Genomic DNA, 14,611 nt, shown 5'->3' on the forward strand with positions numbered 1-14,611 from the left:
TGCCCGTGTCAGCCGCGGCTGAAATTCTACGGTGCCGCTGCGGCCCTTACAGTAGTACTAAGAGGAGCCAAACGGGTTCGTCATATTGTTTTGTCCGGACGGGAGAGCTGGCCGCGTGTTCTATTGGGTGATGAAGACGATTTTCATCGGACCGGTGGTGAACCTCCTGTTCAGGCCATGGGTCAAGGGCATGGACAACGTTCCTGCCACAGGGCCGGCGATCCTCGTCAGCAACCATCTCTCCTTCTCAGACTCCATCTTCCTGCCGCTGGCCGTTCCGCGCCCGGTGAGCTTCCTGGCGAAGTCCGAGTACTTCACCGGACGGGGCATCAAAGGCAAACTGACTGCGGCCTTCTTCCGGCTCACGAACCAGCTGCCCATCGACCGTTCTGGCGGTGCGGCCTCCGAGGCAGCGCTGCGTGCAGGGGTAAAGGTCCTTGAGGGCGGCAACCTCCTGGGGATTTATCCCGAAGGCACGCGCAGCCCGGACGGACGCCTGTACCGGGGCAAAACGGGCGTGGCAAAGATGGCACTGCAGACCGGGGTCCCGGTGATTCCCGTGGCCATGATCGGCACCGACAAGGTCCAGCCGATTGGACGCAGGATCCCGAATATCCGCAGGATCGGGATCATCGTCGGAGAACCCCTCGATTTCTCCCGCTACGCAGGCCTCGAAAACGACCGCTTCGTCCAGCGCTCCGTGACGGACGAAATCATGTACGAGCTCATGCGCCTCTCCGGGCAGGAGTACGTCGACGTGTATGCCAGCACGGTCAAGGACAAGATGGCAGCTGCCCGAAAGGCTTCCAAATCGGCCGAATCCCGCAGCGCCGCCGTTCGCCTGCCGCACGCCGAAACCCCCGAACCGGGAGTTGGCCCCGGGGCTGTCCGCCGGCCTTCCGCCAAGGAACCCGGGGAAGTCACCCTGATCGGCGGCCCGGTTCCCGCCGAGCCGGCCGGCCCCGCAGCTGAAGAGGACCCGCGCCAGCCAGGGGAGAACTCTTCGGACGGATCAGCCCAGAGCCCCCACAGCGCCTAGCCCGGCATACTGCGTAACAGGACACATCGGATCGCAGCCTTGCTCCGCCGCGAAGTAGGGTTAAGGAGTGAGCCAAAAACCTGCTGATCTCGATCCCAGTTTCCCGCCGTCCTCCGGAGCCGCCGTCTATCCCGGACTGGATAACTGGCGGTCGCTGCCGATTTCCCAGCAGCCCACCTGGCACGAGGATCCCGGGTATGCCGCGGCAGTCGCCGAACTCTCCATGGTGCCTCCGCTGGTGTTCGCCGGTGAGGTGGACATCCTGCGTGACCGTCTGGCCCAGGCAGCGCAGGGCAAGGCCTTCCTGCTGCAGGGCGGCGACTGCGCCGAGACCTTCGAGGCTGCTACGGCCGACAAGATCAGTGCGCGGGTCCGGACCATCCTCCAGATGTCAGTGGTGCTGACCTACGGTGCTTCCCTGCCCGTCATCAAGATGGGGCGGATGGCGGGCCAGTTCGCCAAGCCGCGGTCCTCCAACGAGGAAACCCGCGACGGCGTCACGCTCCCGGCGTACCGCGGGGACATGGTCAACGGATATGAATTCACTCCTGAATCCCGGCGGCATGACCCGGCCCGCATGGTCCGGGCCTACCACACCTCCGCTTCCACCCTGAACCTGATCCGCGCTTTTACCCAGGGCGGGTTTGCCGACCTCCGGCTGGTCCACCACTGGAACCGCGGCTTCACAGCAAACCCGGCACACTCCCGCTACGAGTCCCTGGCCCGGGACATCGACCGCGCCGTGCGCTTCATGGATGTGTGCGGGGCGGACTTTGAGGCACTCAAGCGCGTCGAGTTCTTTGCCAGCCACGAAGCACTCCTGCTGGACTACGAGCGTGCCCTGACCCGCATCGACTCACGGACGGGCTACCCCTACGACACCTCGGCCCATTTCCTCTGGATCGGTGAACGCACCAGGGACCTCGATTCCGCGCACGTGGATTTCCTGTCCCGGGTACGCAACCCGATTGGCGTGAAGCTCGGCCCGAACAGCACGGCCGAGGACGCACTGGCACTGATCGACAAGCTGGATCCGGAGCGCGAACCAGGACGCCTCACGTTCATCACCCGCATGGGCGCGAAGAACATCCGGGAGAAGCTTCCCGCGCTGGTGGAGAAAGTCACCGCTTCCGGCGCCCAGGTCCTCTGGGTCACCGACCCCATGCACGGCAACACTGTTACGTCCCCGAACGGTTACAAGACCCGTAACTTCGACGACGTCATGGACGAAGTCCGCGGATTCTTCGAAGTGCACAACGAACTGGGGACGTTCCCCGGCGGCCTGCATGTTGAGATGACCGGCGACGACGTCTCAGAGTGCCTGGGCGGAGCGGACCCCGTGGACCAGGAAGCCTTCGCAGACGGGTACGAATCGGTATGCGATCCGCGCCTGAACCACATGCAGTCCCTGGAGATGGCATTCCTTGTAGCCGGGGCCCTGGCGGAAAAGAACTAGCGTCGATTGGTCCGGGGCTTCGCTGAGGTACTTTGCGCGGAGCCCCGGCCGGTTGACCGCATCAGGGTGCTGCGGTGTCCTAGACGACGGTCAGAGTGATGACTGAGCCCTCCGGCACGGAACCGCCGGAGGGATCCTGGGCACGGACGGTACCGAAGAACCCGCCCAGGATCTCGTTGACCTCCACCTTGAAGCCCAGGGCCTCGAGTTCACGCCGTGCAGTGTCTGCCTGTTTGCCCACGTAGCTGGGCACCTGGACCATCCGCGGGCCGTCAGAGAGCGTGAGGGTAACTGTTCCGCCGCGTTCCACCAGGCCGGAGGCCGGGTTCTGGGATGCGACGGACCCCTTGGGTATGTCAGCACTGTTCACGCGCTCGGGAGAGACAGTGGCCTCCAGCCCGGCGTCTTCGATCAGCCGCACCGCTTCCTGCTCGCTCTTGCCGGTAACATCCGGGACCTCCACCGGGGCGGGGCCCTTGGAAACGGTCAGATCCACCGGCGTCCCGCGGCGGAGATCGGCGTCGGCGGCCGGCACCTGCGAGATTACCTGTCCGGCGGGGACCGATTCACTGAATTCTTCGGTCACCGTGCCCAGGGCCAGCCCTGCGTCAACGAGGTTCTCTTCCGCTGACTCCAGGGGACGCTGGATCACGTTGGGCACAGTGAAGAGTTCGGGTCCGCGGGAGACCAGCATGGTCACCGGCTGAAACCGGCGGACCTGCTGTGCAGCGGCAGGATCGGTTCCCACAACCAGTCCTGCAGCAACCACCTCGTCGTAGACCTCATTCGTGGTGTAGCGGAGCCCCTCCTCGCCCAGCCGGCTGCCGGCAGCCTCGACAGAACTGTTGGACACTTCGGGAATAGTCACAAGGGCTCCTGGGCCGGCCCCGAAGAACCACCCCGTGAACGCGGCTGCGGCTACCAGCAGGGCAAGCAGGAGGGCCAGGAGTACGCCACGCCTGCGGGGACGGCCTGAGCGCAGGGAGACTTCAGGCCGCTGGGCATCCCGGTTCGCCTGTTTCTGGCTTGCCTTGAAGTTCCGCCGGGCCTGGCGCCTGCCTGCCCAGCCGGAAGGCTCCGAATAGCCATCGTCCTCATCTGCGCCGTAACCGTCCTCTTCGGGCTGGTAAGCCGGAACGGCAGCGGTCCCGGTTCGGCCCAGGACAGTGGTGGCGTTGTCGGTACGCTGCAGGACCTCGGTGGCGTTGGGCTCGCCGCGGCTGATCACTTCGGTAGCCCCCGAGGGCGCCGGCGCGATGACGGTGGTCCTCTCGTTGCGGCCGGGTGCCTCAGGGTGGGCTTCCAAGGTCCCCGGAGCATGGAAATCCAGCTGCTCGTCGGTGAGTGAGGTTCGGATGTGCCGCAGTTCGCCCAGCAGTGCCCGACCGTCCACCGGACGGTCTTCGGGATCCTGCGACGTGCACCAAAGGACCAGTTCATCCAGGTCCTCGGCGAGTCCGGGGCAGGCCTGGGAGGGTGCGGGCACGGAGGAATGCACATGCGCGAAGGCAACCTGGATGGGTACTTCACCGGTGAAAGGCTGGGACCCGGTCAGCATTTCGTAGAGCATGATCCCGGCGGAGTAGATGTCGCTGCGCGCATCCGCCCCGGCGCCGGTTACGAGTTCGGGTGCAAGGTAGGCGACCGTGCCGACCAGCGTGCCCGTATTGGTGCTGGTGGTGACCGCACGTGCCAGGCCGAAGTCCGCGATCTTGATGGCACCGCTGCCGGCGAGCAGTACGTTTTCGGGTTTGACGTCCCGGTGGACCAGGCCGGCTTCGTGGGCAGCGGCCAGGCCGTCCACCACCGCGTCCATCATGGCCAGCGCCAGGCGCGGCGTCAGCACACGGCGCTCGTTGAGGACGTCGCGCAGGGTGCGTCCGGGCACGTATTCCATCACCAGGTAGGACAGGGACTCGGTCACTCCCTGGTCAAGGACGCCGACGACGTGCGGGTGGGACAGCCGTGCCGCGGACTTCGCCTCGCGCTCGAACCGGTCCAGGAATCCCCGGTCAGCGGCCAGATGGGGATACAGCACCTTCAGTGCGACGTCGCGGTCCAGCCGGGTGTCCGTGGCCAGGTAGACGGTGGACATTCCGCCGCGGGCGATGCGGGAACGCACCAGGTAGCGGTTGTCTACCAGGGTTTCCAGAAGTGGGTCACTCACGGGCTCATGCACCCTTTGATCCTATAAGCGAGAACGGGCAGGCGGCGGATCGACACCCGATCCACCGCCTGCCCGGTTTGCCTGGGACCGCTTTAGAAGCCCGAGCGGTGGGCCAGGACAGAGGCAACATATGCCTGCGTGTCCGGGTACATGCCCTGCGTGGTAACTGAGTACTGGCCCTGGTAGTAGGAAGCGATAGCGACTTCCAGGCTCGGGCTGGTGCGGACGAGCGCGCGGATAATCGCCACACCTGCCGTCACGTTGTCCTGCGGGTCAAGCAGGTTCAGCTGGCGGCCGACCAGGTCCGAAGCCCATTCGCCGGAGGAGGGGATGACCTGCATGGTGCCGATGGCGTTTGCCGGGGAAACGGCGCGCTGGTCGAAACCGGACTCCTGCAGGGCGAAGGCCTGTGCCAGAGCCGGATCCACACCCATGGAGACAGCGGTGTCAGCGACCATCTGCTGCATCTGTGCCCGCGAAGGCACAGCAACTGCGTTCAGTGCCTGCTTGTTGAGGTTGGCGTTGGCCACCACGTGCTGCGGGTACGTGTAGTGCAGGAACGTGCTGGGCACGAGGTCCGTCGGAGCCTCAGCCGCGGCCGGAGCAGCGGGTGTGGACGATGCGGTGGTGATGGTGGATGAACCGCTGAGGGAGAGCTTCTGGCCGGGGCGGATGATGGAAGTCATGCTGAGGTTGTTAGCCTTCAGCACGGTTTGCAGGCTCACGCCGTGACGCGCGGCAATAGCACCGAGCGTGTCTCCGGGAACCACGGTGTAGGTTCCCGCGGAGGCAGGCGCAGTTGCAGGTGCAGGTGCGGCAGGGGCACTTGGGGCGGCTGCGGGCGCGGACGGGGCTGCGCCGTCGACGGCGATTTGCTGCCCGGGATGAATCACGGACGTCATGCTCAGGCCGTTTGCCTTCAGGACGGAGGCCAGGCTCACGTCGTGCTTGGCAGCGATGGCGCTCAGCGTGTCACCGGCTTCCACCGTGTAGGTGCCCTTGGCCGGTGCTTCAGCAGCGGGTGCGGATGCGGTCCGGGTGCCTGTGAGCTTCAGCTCCTTGCCGGCGAAAATGATGGACGTGGGTGTGAGGTTGTTGATCCGCAGCACCTCGTTCAGATCCAGGCCGTAACGCGCTGCGATGGAGCTCACCGTGTCGCCGGGAACGATCCGGTGGGTTGCCGGCGCAGCGGATTCGGCCGCCACAGTGGCAGGAACCTGGGCTGCCAGCTGCGAGGCTGGAATGAGTCCACCGGTGAGCTGCTTCTTTGCCTGAAGCGGCAGCTGCGGGAACAGTGCCTTTGACGGAGACGGGGCAGGAGCAGCCTGCGCAGGTTCGGCCAGGGCAAGTGAGGACATCATGACGGCCGGTATCGCTGCAGTTGTTACCGCGACACTCAGTTTGCGGGGCAAGGCCGCGGTGCGCGGTTTTGCAGTGGGCTGCACTGTCATAACGGGTCGTTTCCTCATCTGTTGGCGGCGCGGCCTTTACCGCAGTCCGTGGGACAAAAAACAAGTAGTGATACAAGTGTTACAGATGTGATTACTGTGACTTATGCGAATTTACACGAGAAAAGGTGATCCGCAATACCCGGACGTGGACATATGGGTGCGCGGAAGCAGTGGATAAGGGTCCCGACTGGCCCGTAATGATGCCGCCGTGGCAATCTTGGGAACGTGAATGAACTCGAGGAACTGGTTTCCGACTGGCTAACCCTGCCCGATGTGGCTGAACAACTAGACGTAACAATCAGCAAGGTACACAGCCTGCTGGAAGAACGCGCCCTCCTGGCAGTACGCCTGGGGGACCGCAAAATCCGAAGCGTGCCCGCCGAATTCATCAATGACGGCGCCATCCTTGACAGCCTTAAGGGAACTATCTCTGTGCTGACGGATGCAGGCTTCTCTGATGAAGAGATGCTCCGCTGGCTGTTCACAGCCGACGAGACTCTTCCCGGGCGCCCGGTGGATGCCCTCAAGGAAGGCCGCAAGACGGAAATCCGCCGCAGGGCCCAGGCCCTGGCCTGGTAACAGGCTAGGCGGTACGGGTCACTGCTGCATGCGCGAGTGACCCAAGCGCCGAGCGGGTCTGCTCATCCACCGCAAGCGCGGCCAGGGTGTTGAAGGCCTGCTCGGTGTGCTCTGCTATCAGGGCTTCGGTGGTGGCCAGCGCTCCGCTGTCTTCGATCGCTGCCCGCAGCGACTGCACGGCGGCATCGTCCAGGTCCGGCTGACCGAGCTTGTCCGTGATTTCCTTCCGGACTGCGCCGGACCCGGCGCTCAGGGCGTAGGCAATGAGCACGGTCCGTTTACCTTCACGCAGGTCGTCCCCGGCCGGTTTCCCCGTGACCTCGGGATCACCGAAGACCCCCAGGACGTCATCCCGGAGCTGGAAGGCTTCCCCGAGCGGCAGCGCGAAGGCGGAGTAGGCCGTGAGAAGCTCATCGCCGGCACCGGCCAGGGCCCCGCCAATGACCAGTGGATGCTCAATGCTGTACTTGGCGGATTTGTAGCGCAGGATGTTCCTGGCGCGTATCACGGCATGCTCGGGTTCATGGCCGGGGCCGACAACCTCTTCCAGGATGTCGAGGTACTGGCCTGCCATCACTTCCGTGCGCATCCGGTTGAAAACCGAACGGGCCCGCGTGTTGTACGCCGCCCTCTCGCCCACGGAAGCAAAGGCTTCCTCGCTGAGGGACAGGCACAGGTCTCCGGCAAGGATGGCGGCAGAGGAACCGAAATGCGTGCCGTCCAGGAACCAGTCGGCTTCAGCATGGCGGTTGCTGAAGTGCCGGTGCACACTCGGCGCTCCCCGGCGGGTATCGGAACGGTCGATGATGTCGTCATGGATCAGGGCAGCGCTCTGGAACAGTTCCAGGGCGACTCCGGCCCGGACAGCCGGTGCGCCCAGTGCCTCGCCGCCGGCTCCCCGCCAGCCCCAGTAGTTCAGCAGCGCCCGCAGCCGCTTTCCGCCCTGCGCCAGGGTATGTACTGCGCCCAGGAGAGGGAGGGACTCCGCCGAAACGTCCTCCAGGACTTCACGCTGCCGGCCCAGGAACTGCTCAAGGTCGGAGGAAAGGGCCTGCCGGTAGGCAGTCTGTTCGAGGGCGGCAGTTTCTTCCGCGCCCTTTTTCTCCCGGTTTGCGTCCGACTCCGCGGGTGCCTGGCTCATTGAATGTCTGTCCTATTCTGCGGTGCCGGGAAGTACGTTGGCCCCGACTGTGTAGATCGAGCTGCCCTCCCGTGTGATCACGGAAACGTTCGCGGTCTCGGTCTCTGAGTCCGTGGTGCGGGCAAAGTCTTTGGCCGGTGTTGAGTCCACGGCGTCGCCCTCAAGGGCGGTGAATCCGAGCTTCTCGAAATGCGCGGTGTAGAACGCCAGGATTTCTTCTGCCGTCGCGGAGGAGGACGCGGTCAGGGATGCAGTCAGCAGCTGGCCGTCATCTTCGAAGCTGGAAGCTGTGGGGACAGAGTCCGTGTAAACCGGAACCAGGTCTTCAGGGAATCCGGCGGCTATGGCGGAGGAAGGTGAAGGGCTCGCGGACGCCTTTGCGGTGGCGGTGGGAGATGCGGAGGCCGATACCTGGGACGAGGAATCCGAGGGCGAGGTGGAGGGAGCTGACTCTGTTGAACTGCATCCGGCGACGGCGGCAAGGATGGCTGCGCTGCAGGCAAGGGCGAGGGTTTTCTTCATGGGAATCCGCATCGACGAAGGGTCAGGGCCTGAATCCAGTCTAGGGGAGCGTTCCAATGTCCGCGGGCTGCATAGTATGAGGACGTGGGAACAGTAACGGAGGCAGCGGGTGAAAACCGCGACTGCACCATCATGCATGTGGACATGGACGCCTTCTATGTCTCGGTGGAGCTGCTTCGCCGTCCCGACCTGAGGGGTACCCCGGTGATCGTCGGCGGACTCGGCGGCCGGTCTGTGGTTCTCTCCGCCTCCTACGAAGCGCGGCGGTTCGGGGTCAGATCGGTTATGCCGATGGCAACAGCACGCAGGATGTGTCCGCAGGCCCAGATCCTGGAACCGCACCAGGAGGTCTACCATCAGGTCTCCGCGCGGCTCATGGGGATCTTCGAGTCCATAACACCGCTGGTGGAACCGCTCAGCGTGGACGAGGCCTTCCTCGACGTCGCCGGGTCCATGCGCCGACTGGGGGCCCCGCGCCAAATCGGTGAGCTCATCCGCAGCCGTGTGTCCCGGGAGCTTGGAATCACTGCGAGCGTTGGAATCGCATCCTCCAAGTTCGTTGCCAAGATTGCCTCCACCCGCTCGAAACCCGATGGTCTGCTGGTGGTTCCGAAGGAAGAGACCATCGCGTTCCTCCATGCCCTGGATGTGTCCGCACTTTGGGGAGTGGGCGCCAAGACTCGCGAAACCCTGGCAAGGGTCGGCATCAATACCGTCTCGGATGTTGCCCATACCCCTCCGACTGTTCTGCAGCGGCTTCTCGGCGCCACCGGCAGGCACGTCTACGATCTGTCCTGGGGGAGGGATTCCCGCCCGGTGACCCCGGTCCGGGTGGAAAAGAGCATCGGCGCGGAGGAAACGTTCGCCCGGGACGTGGACGAGGACGAGGTGCTTGAGACTGAACTGCTGAGGCTCGCGCACCGGACCGCAGCCCGGATGCGTGCAGCGGGACTCCAGTGCCGGTCCGTGTCACTCAAGCTGCGTTACGCGGATTTCTCCACGCTCACGCGTTCACGGACCCTCTCTGAGCCGGTCGACAGTGCGCAGCTGCTGTACGAAGCTGTCCGGGGGCTTCTGGGCAGCCTGGGCGTCCGGCCCATGAGCGTCCGGCTCATTGGACTTCGTGCGGAGAACCTTGAGCCGGCGGGCGCTGCGCAGCAGCTCACGCTCGACGGACGGGATGACAACTGGCGCTCCGCGGAAGACGCGCTGGACAAAATCAACCAGCGGTTCGGCCAGGCCGGAATCATGCCCGCCCGCTTAATCGGACGCGAAAAGAGCAGGAAACCCGAGGGGACGGGCTGAGGTTTGGCAAGCCGGGTTAAGCAGGCTTATCGGTGGCTTTCCCCGGACCCGATTGCAAACTATCCTTGTGGGTAAGTGCAGATCAGCGTCGAGGCCTCGTGGGAACAACCACCGCGTCAGGTTCGTTGCTTGGTTTACAGGGCACATTTGGACCGCAAGGAGACAGTAATGGCACTCTCAGAGCACGAGCAGCGCTTGCTTGATCAGCTGGAGCAGCAATTACACGCTGAGGACCCCAAATTCGCCAACTCCATGGCATCGTCAGCTGGTCGTGGCATGTCTACCCGGCGGATCGTGCTGGGCGCACTCGTGGCAGTGGCGGGAATAGCCATTCTGATCCTGGGCATCACGCTGGACAGTCCGGCCAACATAGTCGTGGGAATCCTGGGCTTCATAGTTATGGGTGCCGGCATGTACTACGCCACCACCAAAGGCAAACAGGCGGAGACACGTGTCCCCGCGGGCAGAAAAGAGCGCGAAGCCGCACCCCGCGGATTCATGACCAATCTCGAGAACAAGTGGGACGAGCGCAAGCGGGACCAGCCGTAGCGCCACAGCCCCCCACTTTCCTCCCCGGTACGGCTGCCGGGAACCAGGAAGACCCGCTTCGGCGGGTCTTCTTCGTTTAAGGGCCCGCCGGAGCCGGATTTCCCTCCACCACGCGCGCTGCCTTCTCCTTCCTTGCAGTTACTGGGAACCAGGGGTGCGACGCGCCGAAAAACGTTATCAAATTGCGTTGACTGTGGAGGGAAGTGGAGTAAAGTGGGGGGCGTAAGAGGGTAGGACAGTGGAGGAGGGGTGGATCTCCCGGATCTGACAGGTGGTGGCTGATGTTCCTCGGAACTCACTCACCGCGCCTTGATGAAAAGGGCAGGCTCATTCTTCCCGCCAAATTCCGCGATGAACTGGCTGACGGGCTGGTTCTGACCCGGGGCCAGGAACGCTGCATCTACGTCTTCAGCCAGAAGGAATTCGAAAAGGTCCACGAGCAGATGAGGCAGGCACCACTGTCTTCACGCCAGGCCCGTGACTACATTCGCGTTTTTCTGTCCGGGGCCTCTGACGAAGTCCCAGACAAGCAGGGCCGGGTAACCATCCCGCAGGCTCTGCGCTCGTATGCCGGGCTCGGACGTGAACTCGCCGTAATCGGCGCGGGCACCCGGGCGGAGATCTGGGATGCCACGGCATGGCAGGAATACCTGGAAGAACAGGAAAACGCGTTTTCGGAAACCGACGAAGACACGATGCCCGGCATCTTCTAGCCGTTGCACAGCACTAAACACAGCAGTATGCAGGGAAATTCGAAACCGGAAACGGCGGGATCTTGAACGAGATCTCCAGCCGCCCCGCGGAACTCACCTGGCTCACCTTCCCCGGAGCCAGGCGTACCCGCGAGGCGCGGATGGGGATCTGGTCCAAGAAACCGCTGAACCGGACACGCAGCGGAAGGAGAGACCAATGAGCGAAGACCGTCCCACCGAAGAGCGGCACGTACCCGTACTGCGGGACCGCTGCATCAATCTGCTGGCCCCTGGGATCGAAGCAGCAGAGGCAGCCGGCCGCACACCGGTCGTGGTGGATGCCACACTTGGCATGGGTGGCCATACCGAAGCCATGCTCGAACGCTTCCCGAAACTGCACGTCATCGGAATCGACCGTGACACCCAGGCGCTGGCACTGGCGGGGGAGCGGCTGGCAGCATTCCAGGACCGCACCGATCTTGTCCACGCCGTCTACGACGAAATCGCCGACGTAGTCCAGGACCTTGGGTTCAATTCAATTGACGGAGCCCTCTTCGACCTCGGTGTGTCCTCCATGCAGCTCGACGAGCGTGACCGGGGTTTCGCGTATTCCTACGATGCCCCGCTGGACATGCGCATGGACACAAGCCGCGGACGGACCGCTGCCGAAATCGTCAACAGCTACGACGAAGCTGAACTGGTCTCGATCATCCGGCGCTGGGGAGAGGAAAAGTTCGCGGGACGCATTGCATCCTCGATCGTTTCCACCCGGGCGAAGAAGCCCTTCACCACCACCGGTGAACTGGTCGATGCCATCCGGGCCGTCGTTCCCGCAGCCGCTGCACGCACCGGCGGCCACCCGGCGAAGCGCACCTTCCAGGCCCTGCGGATCGAGGTCAACGAAGAACTTGATGTCCTTGAACGCGCGATTCCGTCTGCCCTGTCCGTGCTGGGCGTCGGCGGACGGATCGTTGTGATGTCCTACCACAGCCTGGAAGACCGGATCGTCAAGGACATCTTCGCGGCTGGATCCCGGTCCTCGGCGCCCAAGGGCTTCCCGGTGGAGCTGGAGGAACACAAAGCACAGCTCAAGCGGCTGACAAAGGGCACCGAAGTGCCCACGGAACAGGAAATTGCAGAAAACCCGCGTGCGGCTTCGGCCAAGCTGCGGGCGGTCGAACGTATTCGCGCAACCATGGACGGGGCACGGTAATGGCTGAAGGATCGGGACGGCGTCGGCCGCAGGCACCTGCCCGGGCGATCGAGGGCAACCTGGCCCGTGCCCTTCCGCTGCAGTCCCCGCAGGCGCCCGCACCTCGGCGGCGTACGCCGCTGGCACTGGTGCCGGCCGCCGCACGCCGGCGCCGCGTCCCAGTAGCTGCCCTCTGCTTCGCCGTGCTGGCTGCCGGCCTCGCCGCAGTCCTGGGACTGAATATTTCCGTTTCCAGCGGCCAGTATGAGCTGGTGCAGCTGCAGAACCAGCGCACCGAGCTCATCCAGAAAAACGAGGCACTGACCCAGCAGGTCGAGCACCACCAGGCCCCCCAGGTCCTGGCTGGAGCAGCCGCCGAGCTGGGAATGGTAGTCTCTCCGACCTTCGGTACGATCGACCTGCAGACACTTGCTGTTACGGGGACCCCCGAACCGGCCAAGGAAGGAACGGGCCCGGGAACCCTGGTGGAACTGCCCCAGGTCCTTACCCAGCCCGTCGCCCCCGTTCAGCCGGCAGCCCCGGAACCTGCGGAGAATGCCAGGGCAGCAGAACAGCAGGACGATGCGGCGGCCGGAGCCGATCCGGTACCTGCGCCGGCAGCTCCCGCGGCTGTGGAACCAGATCTGAACGGCGGCACGATTCCGGCCCCCAGCCAGAGAAGCGGCCAGTAAACCAACCAGCACCGACGAGGACACGTTGTGGCAAAAGCAGGACAGGCTCCGGCACAGGAGAACCACAGAGTCTCTCTCGTCACCGGAAGGCTCCGCACGGGGCTGATCATCGTGCTGGTCCTGCTCACCGTGCTCGGGGTGCGCCTGTTCCAGGTACAGGGGGTGGACCCTGAAGGCATGGCTGACGCCGCCGTGGCCAACCGCCTGGTCACCGTGAACGTGCCTGCCCTTCGCGGCGGCATCCTCGATTCCGAGGGCAACTACCTGGCCCGCAGCGTGGAGCGCTTTGACATCGTGGTGGACCAGAGGCTCTCTGCCGCTTACGACGAAGAGGAATACGAGCGCCGCAATTCCGAAGGCGACAAGGAAACCGTGACCTTCGATGATGCATTTGAGGAGCTCGCGGGCATTCTCGGGCAGGACGCGGCTACCCTGCGCAGGTCCATCCTTGGGGACAAGGGATTCAACTTCGTGGCGAAGACCGTCACCCCCGAGATCAGGGACAAGGTCCTTGCCGTCAAGTTCCCCGGCGTCTACGCGGACCGGACCACGCTGCGCACGTACCCCTCAGGTCCCGTGGCGGGATCAATCGTCGGTTTCCTGGGCACGGAAGGTGCGCAGGAAGGACTCGAACTCACCCAGGATTCGATCCTGGCAGGCGAGCCGGGCAGCAAGACCTACGAAATTGGCGGGGACGGCATTCGGATCCCTTACGCCACAAACGAAGACGTCCCCGTCCAGGACGGGGATTCAATCCGGCTCACCATCGACCAGGACCTGCAGTGGTTCGCGCAGCAGACAATTGCCTCGCAGGTGCGGGACTACAACGCCGACTGGGGCAACGTGGTAGTTGTCGAGGTGGAGACCGGCAACGTGCTGGCAATGGCGGAGTCCACCACCGTTGACCCGAACAACCCCGGGGCAACGGAAGCCGAGTCGCGCAAAGCCCGCTCTGTCACGGATTCCTTCGAGCCCGGTTCCACCACCAAGGTCATCACCATGGCTGCAGCAATAGAGGAGGGGATTATTTCCCCAACCTCGCAGTTCCAGATCGACAACACCTATACGATTGACGGCCAGACCTTCAAGGACGCTTTCGACCACGGGACGGTCCGCATGACCGCGGCGGGCGTCCTGGCGAAGTCCATGAACACCGGGACCGTTATGGTCGGCCAGCAGCTGACCCCTCAGCAGCGCTATGACTGGCTGCGGAAGTTCGGCATTGGCACGGAGCTTGGCACCGGCCTCAACGGCGAGACCTCCGGCCTGCTGGCCGCCCCGGAAACGTGGGACACGCGGCAGCAGTACACCGTGCTGTTTGGCCAGGGCCTCACACAGACCGCCCTGCACACGGCCATGGTCTACCAGACCATCGCGAACGACGGCGTGCGGCTCTCTCCCCGGCTCGTGGACGCACGTATCGATGCGGAAGGTGTGGAGCACCCAACGGAGCGTAAAAAGGGCACCCGGGTGGTATCCGAGAAGACGGCGGTGGAAGTCCAGCACATGCTTGAGACCACCACCGTTGAAGGTTCCGGTGCCTCCGGGGCGCTCGAGAAATACCGGGTTGGATCGAAGACCGGCACGGCAGAGGCACCCAGCCCCAGCGGCGGGTACGACGGATACACCGTCTCCTATGCTGGTATTGCGCCCATGGACGATCCCAAGTACGTCACTGTGGTTACCCTGCAGCGGCCCAAGGGAGACCTCTATTACATAGAACCGGGAAAGACCTTCCAGAAAGTCATGGAACAAGTCCTGACCACCAACAACGTAGCCCCTTCCGAGGGGAAGCCGGTTACCTACCCCATTGAGTACTAAAAAGC

Annotated in this window: 13 protein-coding genes; 9 read left to right on the plus strand and 4 right to left on the minus strand. The window is 64.1% G+C overall.

Annotation, left to right across the window (positions count from 1 at the left end; genetic code table 11):
- Nucleotides 1–115: 115 nt before the first annotated feature.
- Together FYJ28_RS00135 and FYJ28_RS00140 are read left to right on the plus strand one after the other, a co-directional pair.
- Complete coding sequence (locus FYJ28_RS00135; RefSeq protein WP_326831395.1) at nt 116–1,039, plus strand: lysophospholipid acyltransferase family protein; 924 nt, start codon at nt 116–118, stop codon at nt 1,037–1,039.
- A 67-nt stretch (nt 1,040–1,106) separates the two neighbouring features.
- The gene (locus FYJ28_RS00140) at nt 1,107–2,495 is read left to right on the plus strand and encodes a class II 3-deoxy-7-phosphoheptulonate synthase (protein WP_055241816.1); all 1,389 of its coding nucleotides are present in this window, start codon (nt 1,107–1,109) and stop codon (nt 2,493–2,495) included.
- A 79-nt stretch (nt 2,496–2,574) separates the two neighbouring features.
- On the opposite strand, the gene pknB is transcribed toward FYJ28_RS00140, so the two are convergent.
- Nucleotides 2,575–4,662, minus strand: coding sequence for a Stk1 family PASTA domain-containing Ser/Thr kinase (gene pknB / locus FYJ28_RS00145; RefSeq protein WP_326831396.1), 2,088 nt, complete (start codon nt 4,660–4,662; stop codon nt 2,575–2,577).
- A gap of 92 nt (nt 4,663–4,754) precedes the next feature.
- Nucleotides 4,755–6,113: a lytic transglycosylase domain-containing protein gene (locus FYJ28_RS00150; RefSeq protein ID WP_154577889.1), complete on the minus strand. Its 1,359-nt coding sequence runs from the start codon at nt 6,111–6,113 to the stop codon at nt 4,755–4,757.
- A gap of 225 nt (nt 6,114–6,338) precedes the next feature.
- On the opposite strand from FYJ28_RS00150, the gene FYJ28_RS00155 reads away from it, so the two are divergent.
- The gene (locus FYJ28_RS00155) at nt 6,339–6,692 is read left to right on the plus strand and encodes an Rv2175c family DNA-binding protein (protein WP_055241811.1); all 354 of its coding nucleotides are present in this window, start codon (nt 6,339–6,341) and stop codon (nt 6,690–6,692) included.
- 4 nt (nt 6,693–6,696) lie between these two features.
- Here FYJ28_RS00155 and FYJ28_RS00160 read toward each other — a convergent pair whose 3' ends face one another.
- Nucleotides 6,697–7,833: a polyprenyl synthetase family protein gene (locus tag FYJ28_RS00160; protein ID WP_154577890.1), complete on the minus strand. Its 1,137-nt coding sequence runs from the start codon at nt 7,831–7,833 to the stop codon at nt 6,697–6,699.
- Nucleotides 7,834–7,845: 12 nt separating this feature from the next.
- On the minus strand, nt 7,846–8,355 hold the full coding sequence (locus tag FYJ28_RS00165; protein WP_154577891.1) for a hypothetical protein: 510 nt from the start codon (nt 8,353–8,355) through the stop codon (nt 7,846–7,848).
- Nucleotides 8,356–8,439: 84 nt separating this feature from the next.
- Here FYJ28_RS00165 and dinB point away from each other — a divergent pair, with 84 nt between their 5' ends.
- The 6 genes from dinB (at nt 8,440) to FYJ28_RS00195 (ending at nt 14,606) form a co-directional block, all read left to right on the plus strand.
- Complete coding sequence (dinB, locus tag FYJ28_RS00170; protein ID WP_326831397.1) at nt 8,440–9,660, plus strand: DNA polymerase IV; 1,221 nt, start codon at nt 8,440–8,442, stop codon at nt 9,658–9,660.
- Nucleotides 9,661–9,828: 168 nt separating this feature from the next.
- The gene (locus FYJ28_RS00175; RefSeq protein ID WP_055241806.1) at nt 9,829–10,209 is read left to right on the plus strand and encodes a DUF3040 domain-containing protein; all 381 of its coding nucleotides are present in this window, start codon (nt 9,829–9,831) and stop codon (nt 10,207–10,209) included.
- 281 nt (nt 10,210–10,490) lie between these two features.
- Complete coding sequence (gene mraZ, locus FYJ28_RS00180; RefSeq protein WP_154577892.1) at nt 10,491–10,922, plus strand: division/cell wall cluster transcriptional repressor MraZ; 432 nt, start codon at nt 10,491–10,493, stop codon at nt 10,920–10,922.
- A 196-nt stretch (nt 10,923–11,118) separates the two neighbouring features.
- Nucleotides 11,119–12,114 (plus strand): 16S rRNA (cytosine(1402)-N(4))-methyltransferase RsmH, encoded by a 996-nt coding sequence (gene rsmH / locus FYJ28_RS00185; RefSeq protein WP_055241803.1) that lies wholly within the window; start codon nt 11,119–11,121, stop codon nt 12,112–12,114.
- Complete coding sequence (locus tag FYJ28_RS00190; protein WP_055241801.1) at nt 12,114–12,785, plus strand: hypothetical protein; 672 nt, start codon at nt 12,114–12,116, stop codon at nt 12,783–12,785. Before rsmH ends, FYJ28_RS00190 begins: the two co-directional genes overlap by 1 nt.
- Nucleotides 12,786–12,812: 27 nt before the next feature.
- Nucleotides 12,813–14,606, plus strand: a complete 1,794-nt coding sequence (locus FYJ28_RS00195) for a peptidoglycan D,D-transpeptidase FtsI family protein (RefSeq protein ID WP_055241800.1) — start codon at nt 12,813–12,815, stop codon at nt 14,604–14,606.
- Nucleotides 14,607–14,611 lie beyond the last annotated feature (5 nt).

The sequence above is a fragment of the Arthrobacter sp. BL-252-APC-1A genome (assembly GCF_009696625.1).
Taxonomy (GTDB): domain Bacteria; phylum Actinomycetota; class Actinomycetes; order Actinomycetales; family Micrococcaceae; genus Arthrobacter_B.

Excerpts from the sequence above, each read along its gene's own strand:
- FYJ28_RS00190 (WP_055241801.1), top strand. The coding sequence starts at position 12,114 with ATGGCTGAAGGATCGGGACGGCGTCGGCCGCAGGCACCTGCCCGGGCG.
- mraZ (WP_154577892.1), top strand. The coding sequence starts at position 10,491 with ATGTTCCTCGGAACTCACTCACCGCGCCTTGATGAAAAGGGCAGGCTC.
- FYJ28_RS00165 (WP_154577891.1), bottom strand. The coding sequence starts at position 8,355 with ATGAAGAAAACCCTCGCCCTTGCCTGCAGCGCAGCCATCCTTGCCGCC.
- rsmH (WP_055241803.1), top strand. The coding sequence starts at position 11,119 with ATGAGCGAAGACCGTCCCACCGAAGAGCGGCACGTACCCGTACTGCGG.
- FYJ28_RS00175 (WP_055241806.1), top strand. The coding sequence starts at position 9,829 with ATGGCACTCTCAGAGCACGAGCAGCGCTTGCTTGATCAGCTGGAGCAG.
- FYJ28_RS00160 (WP_154577890.1), bottom strand. The coding sequence starts at position 7,833 with ATGAGCCAGGCACCCGCGGAGTCGGACGCAAACCGGGAGAAAAAGGGC.
- FYJ28_RS00150 (WP_154577889.1), bottom strand. The coding sequence starts at position 6,113 with ATGACAGTGCAGCCCACTGCAAAACCGCGCACCGCGGCCTTGCCCCGC.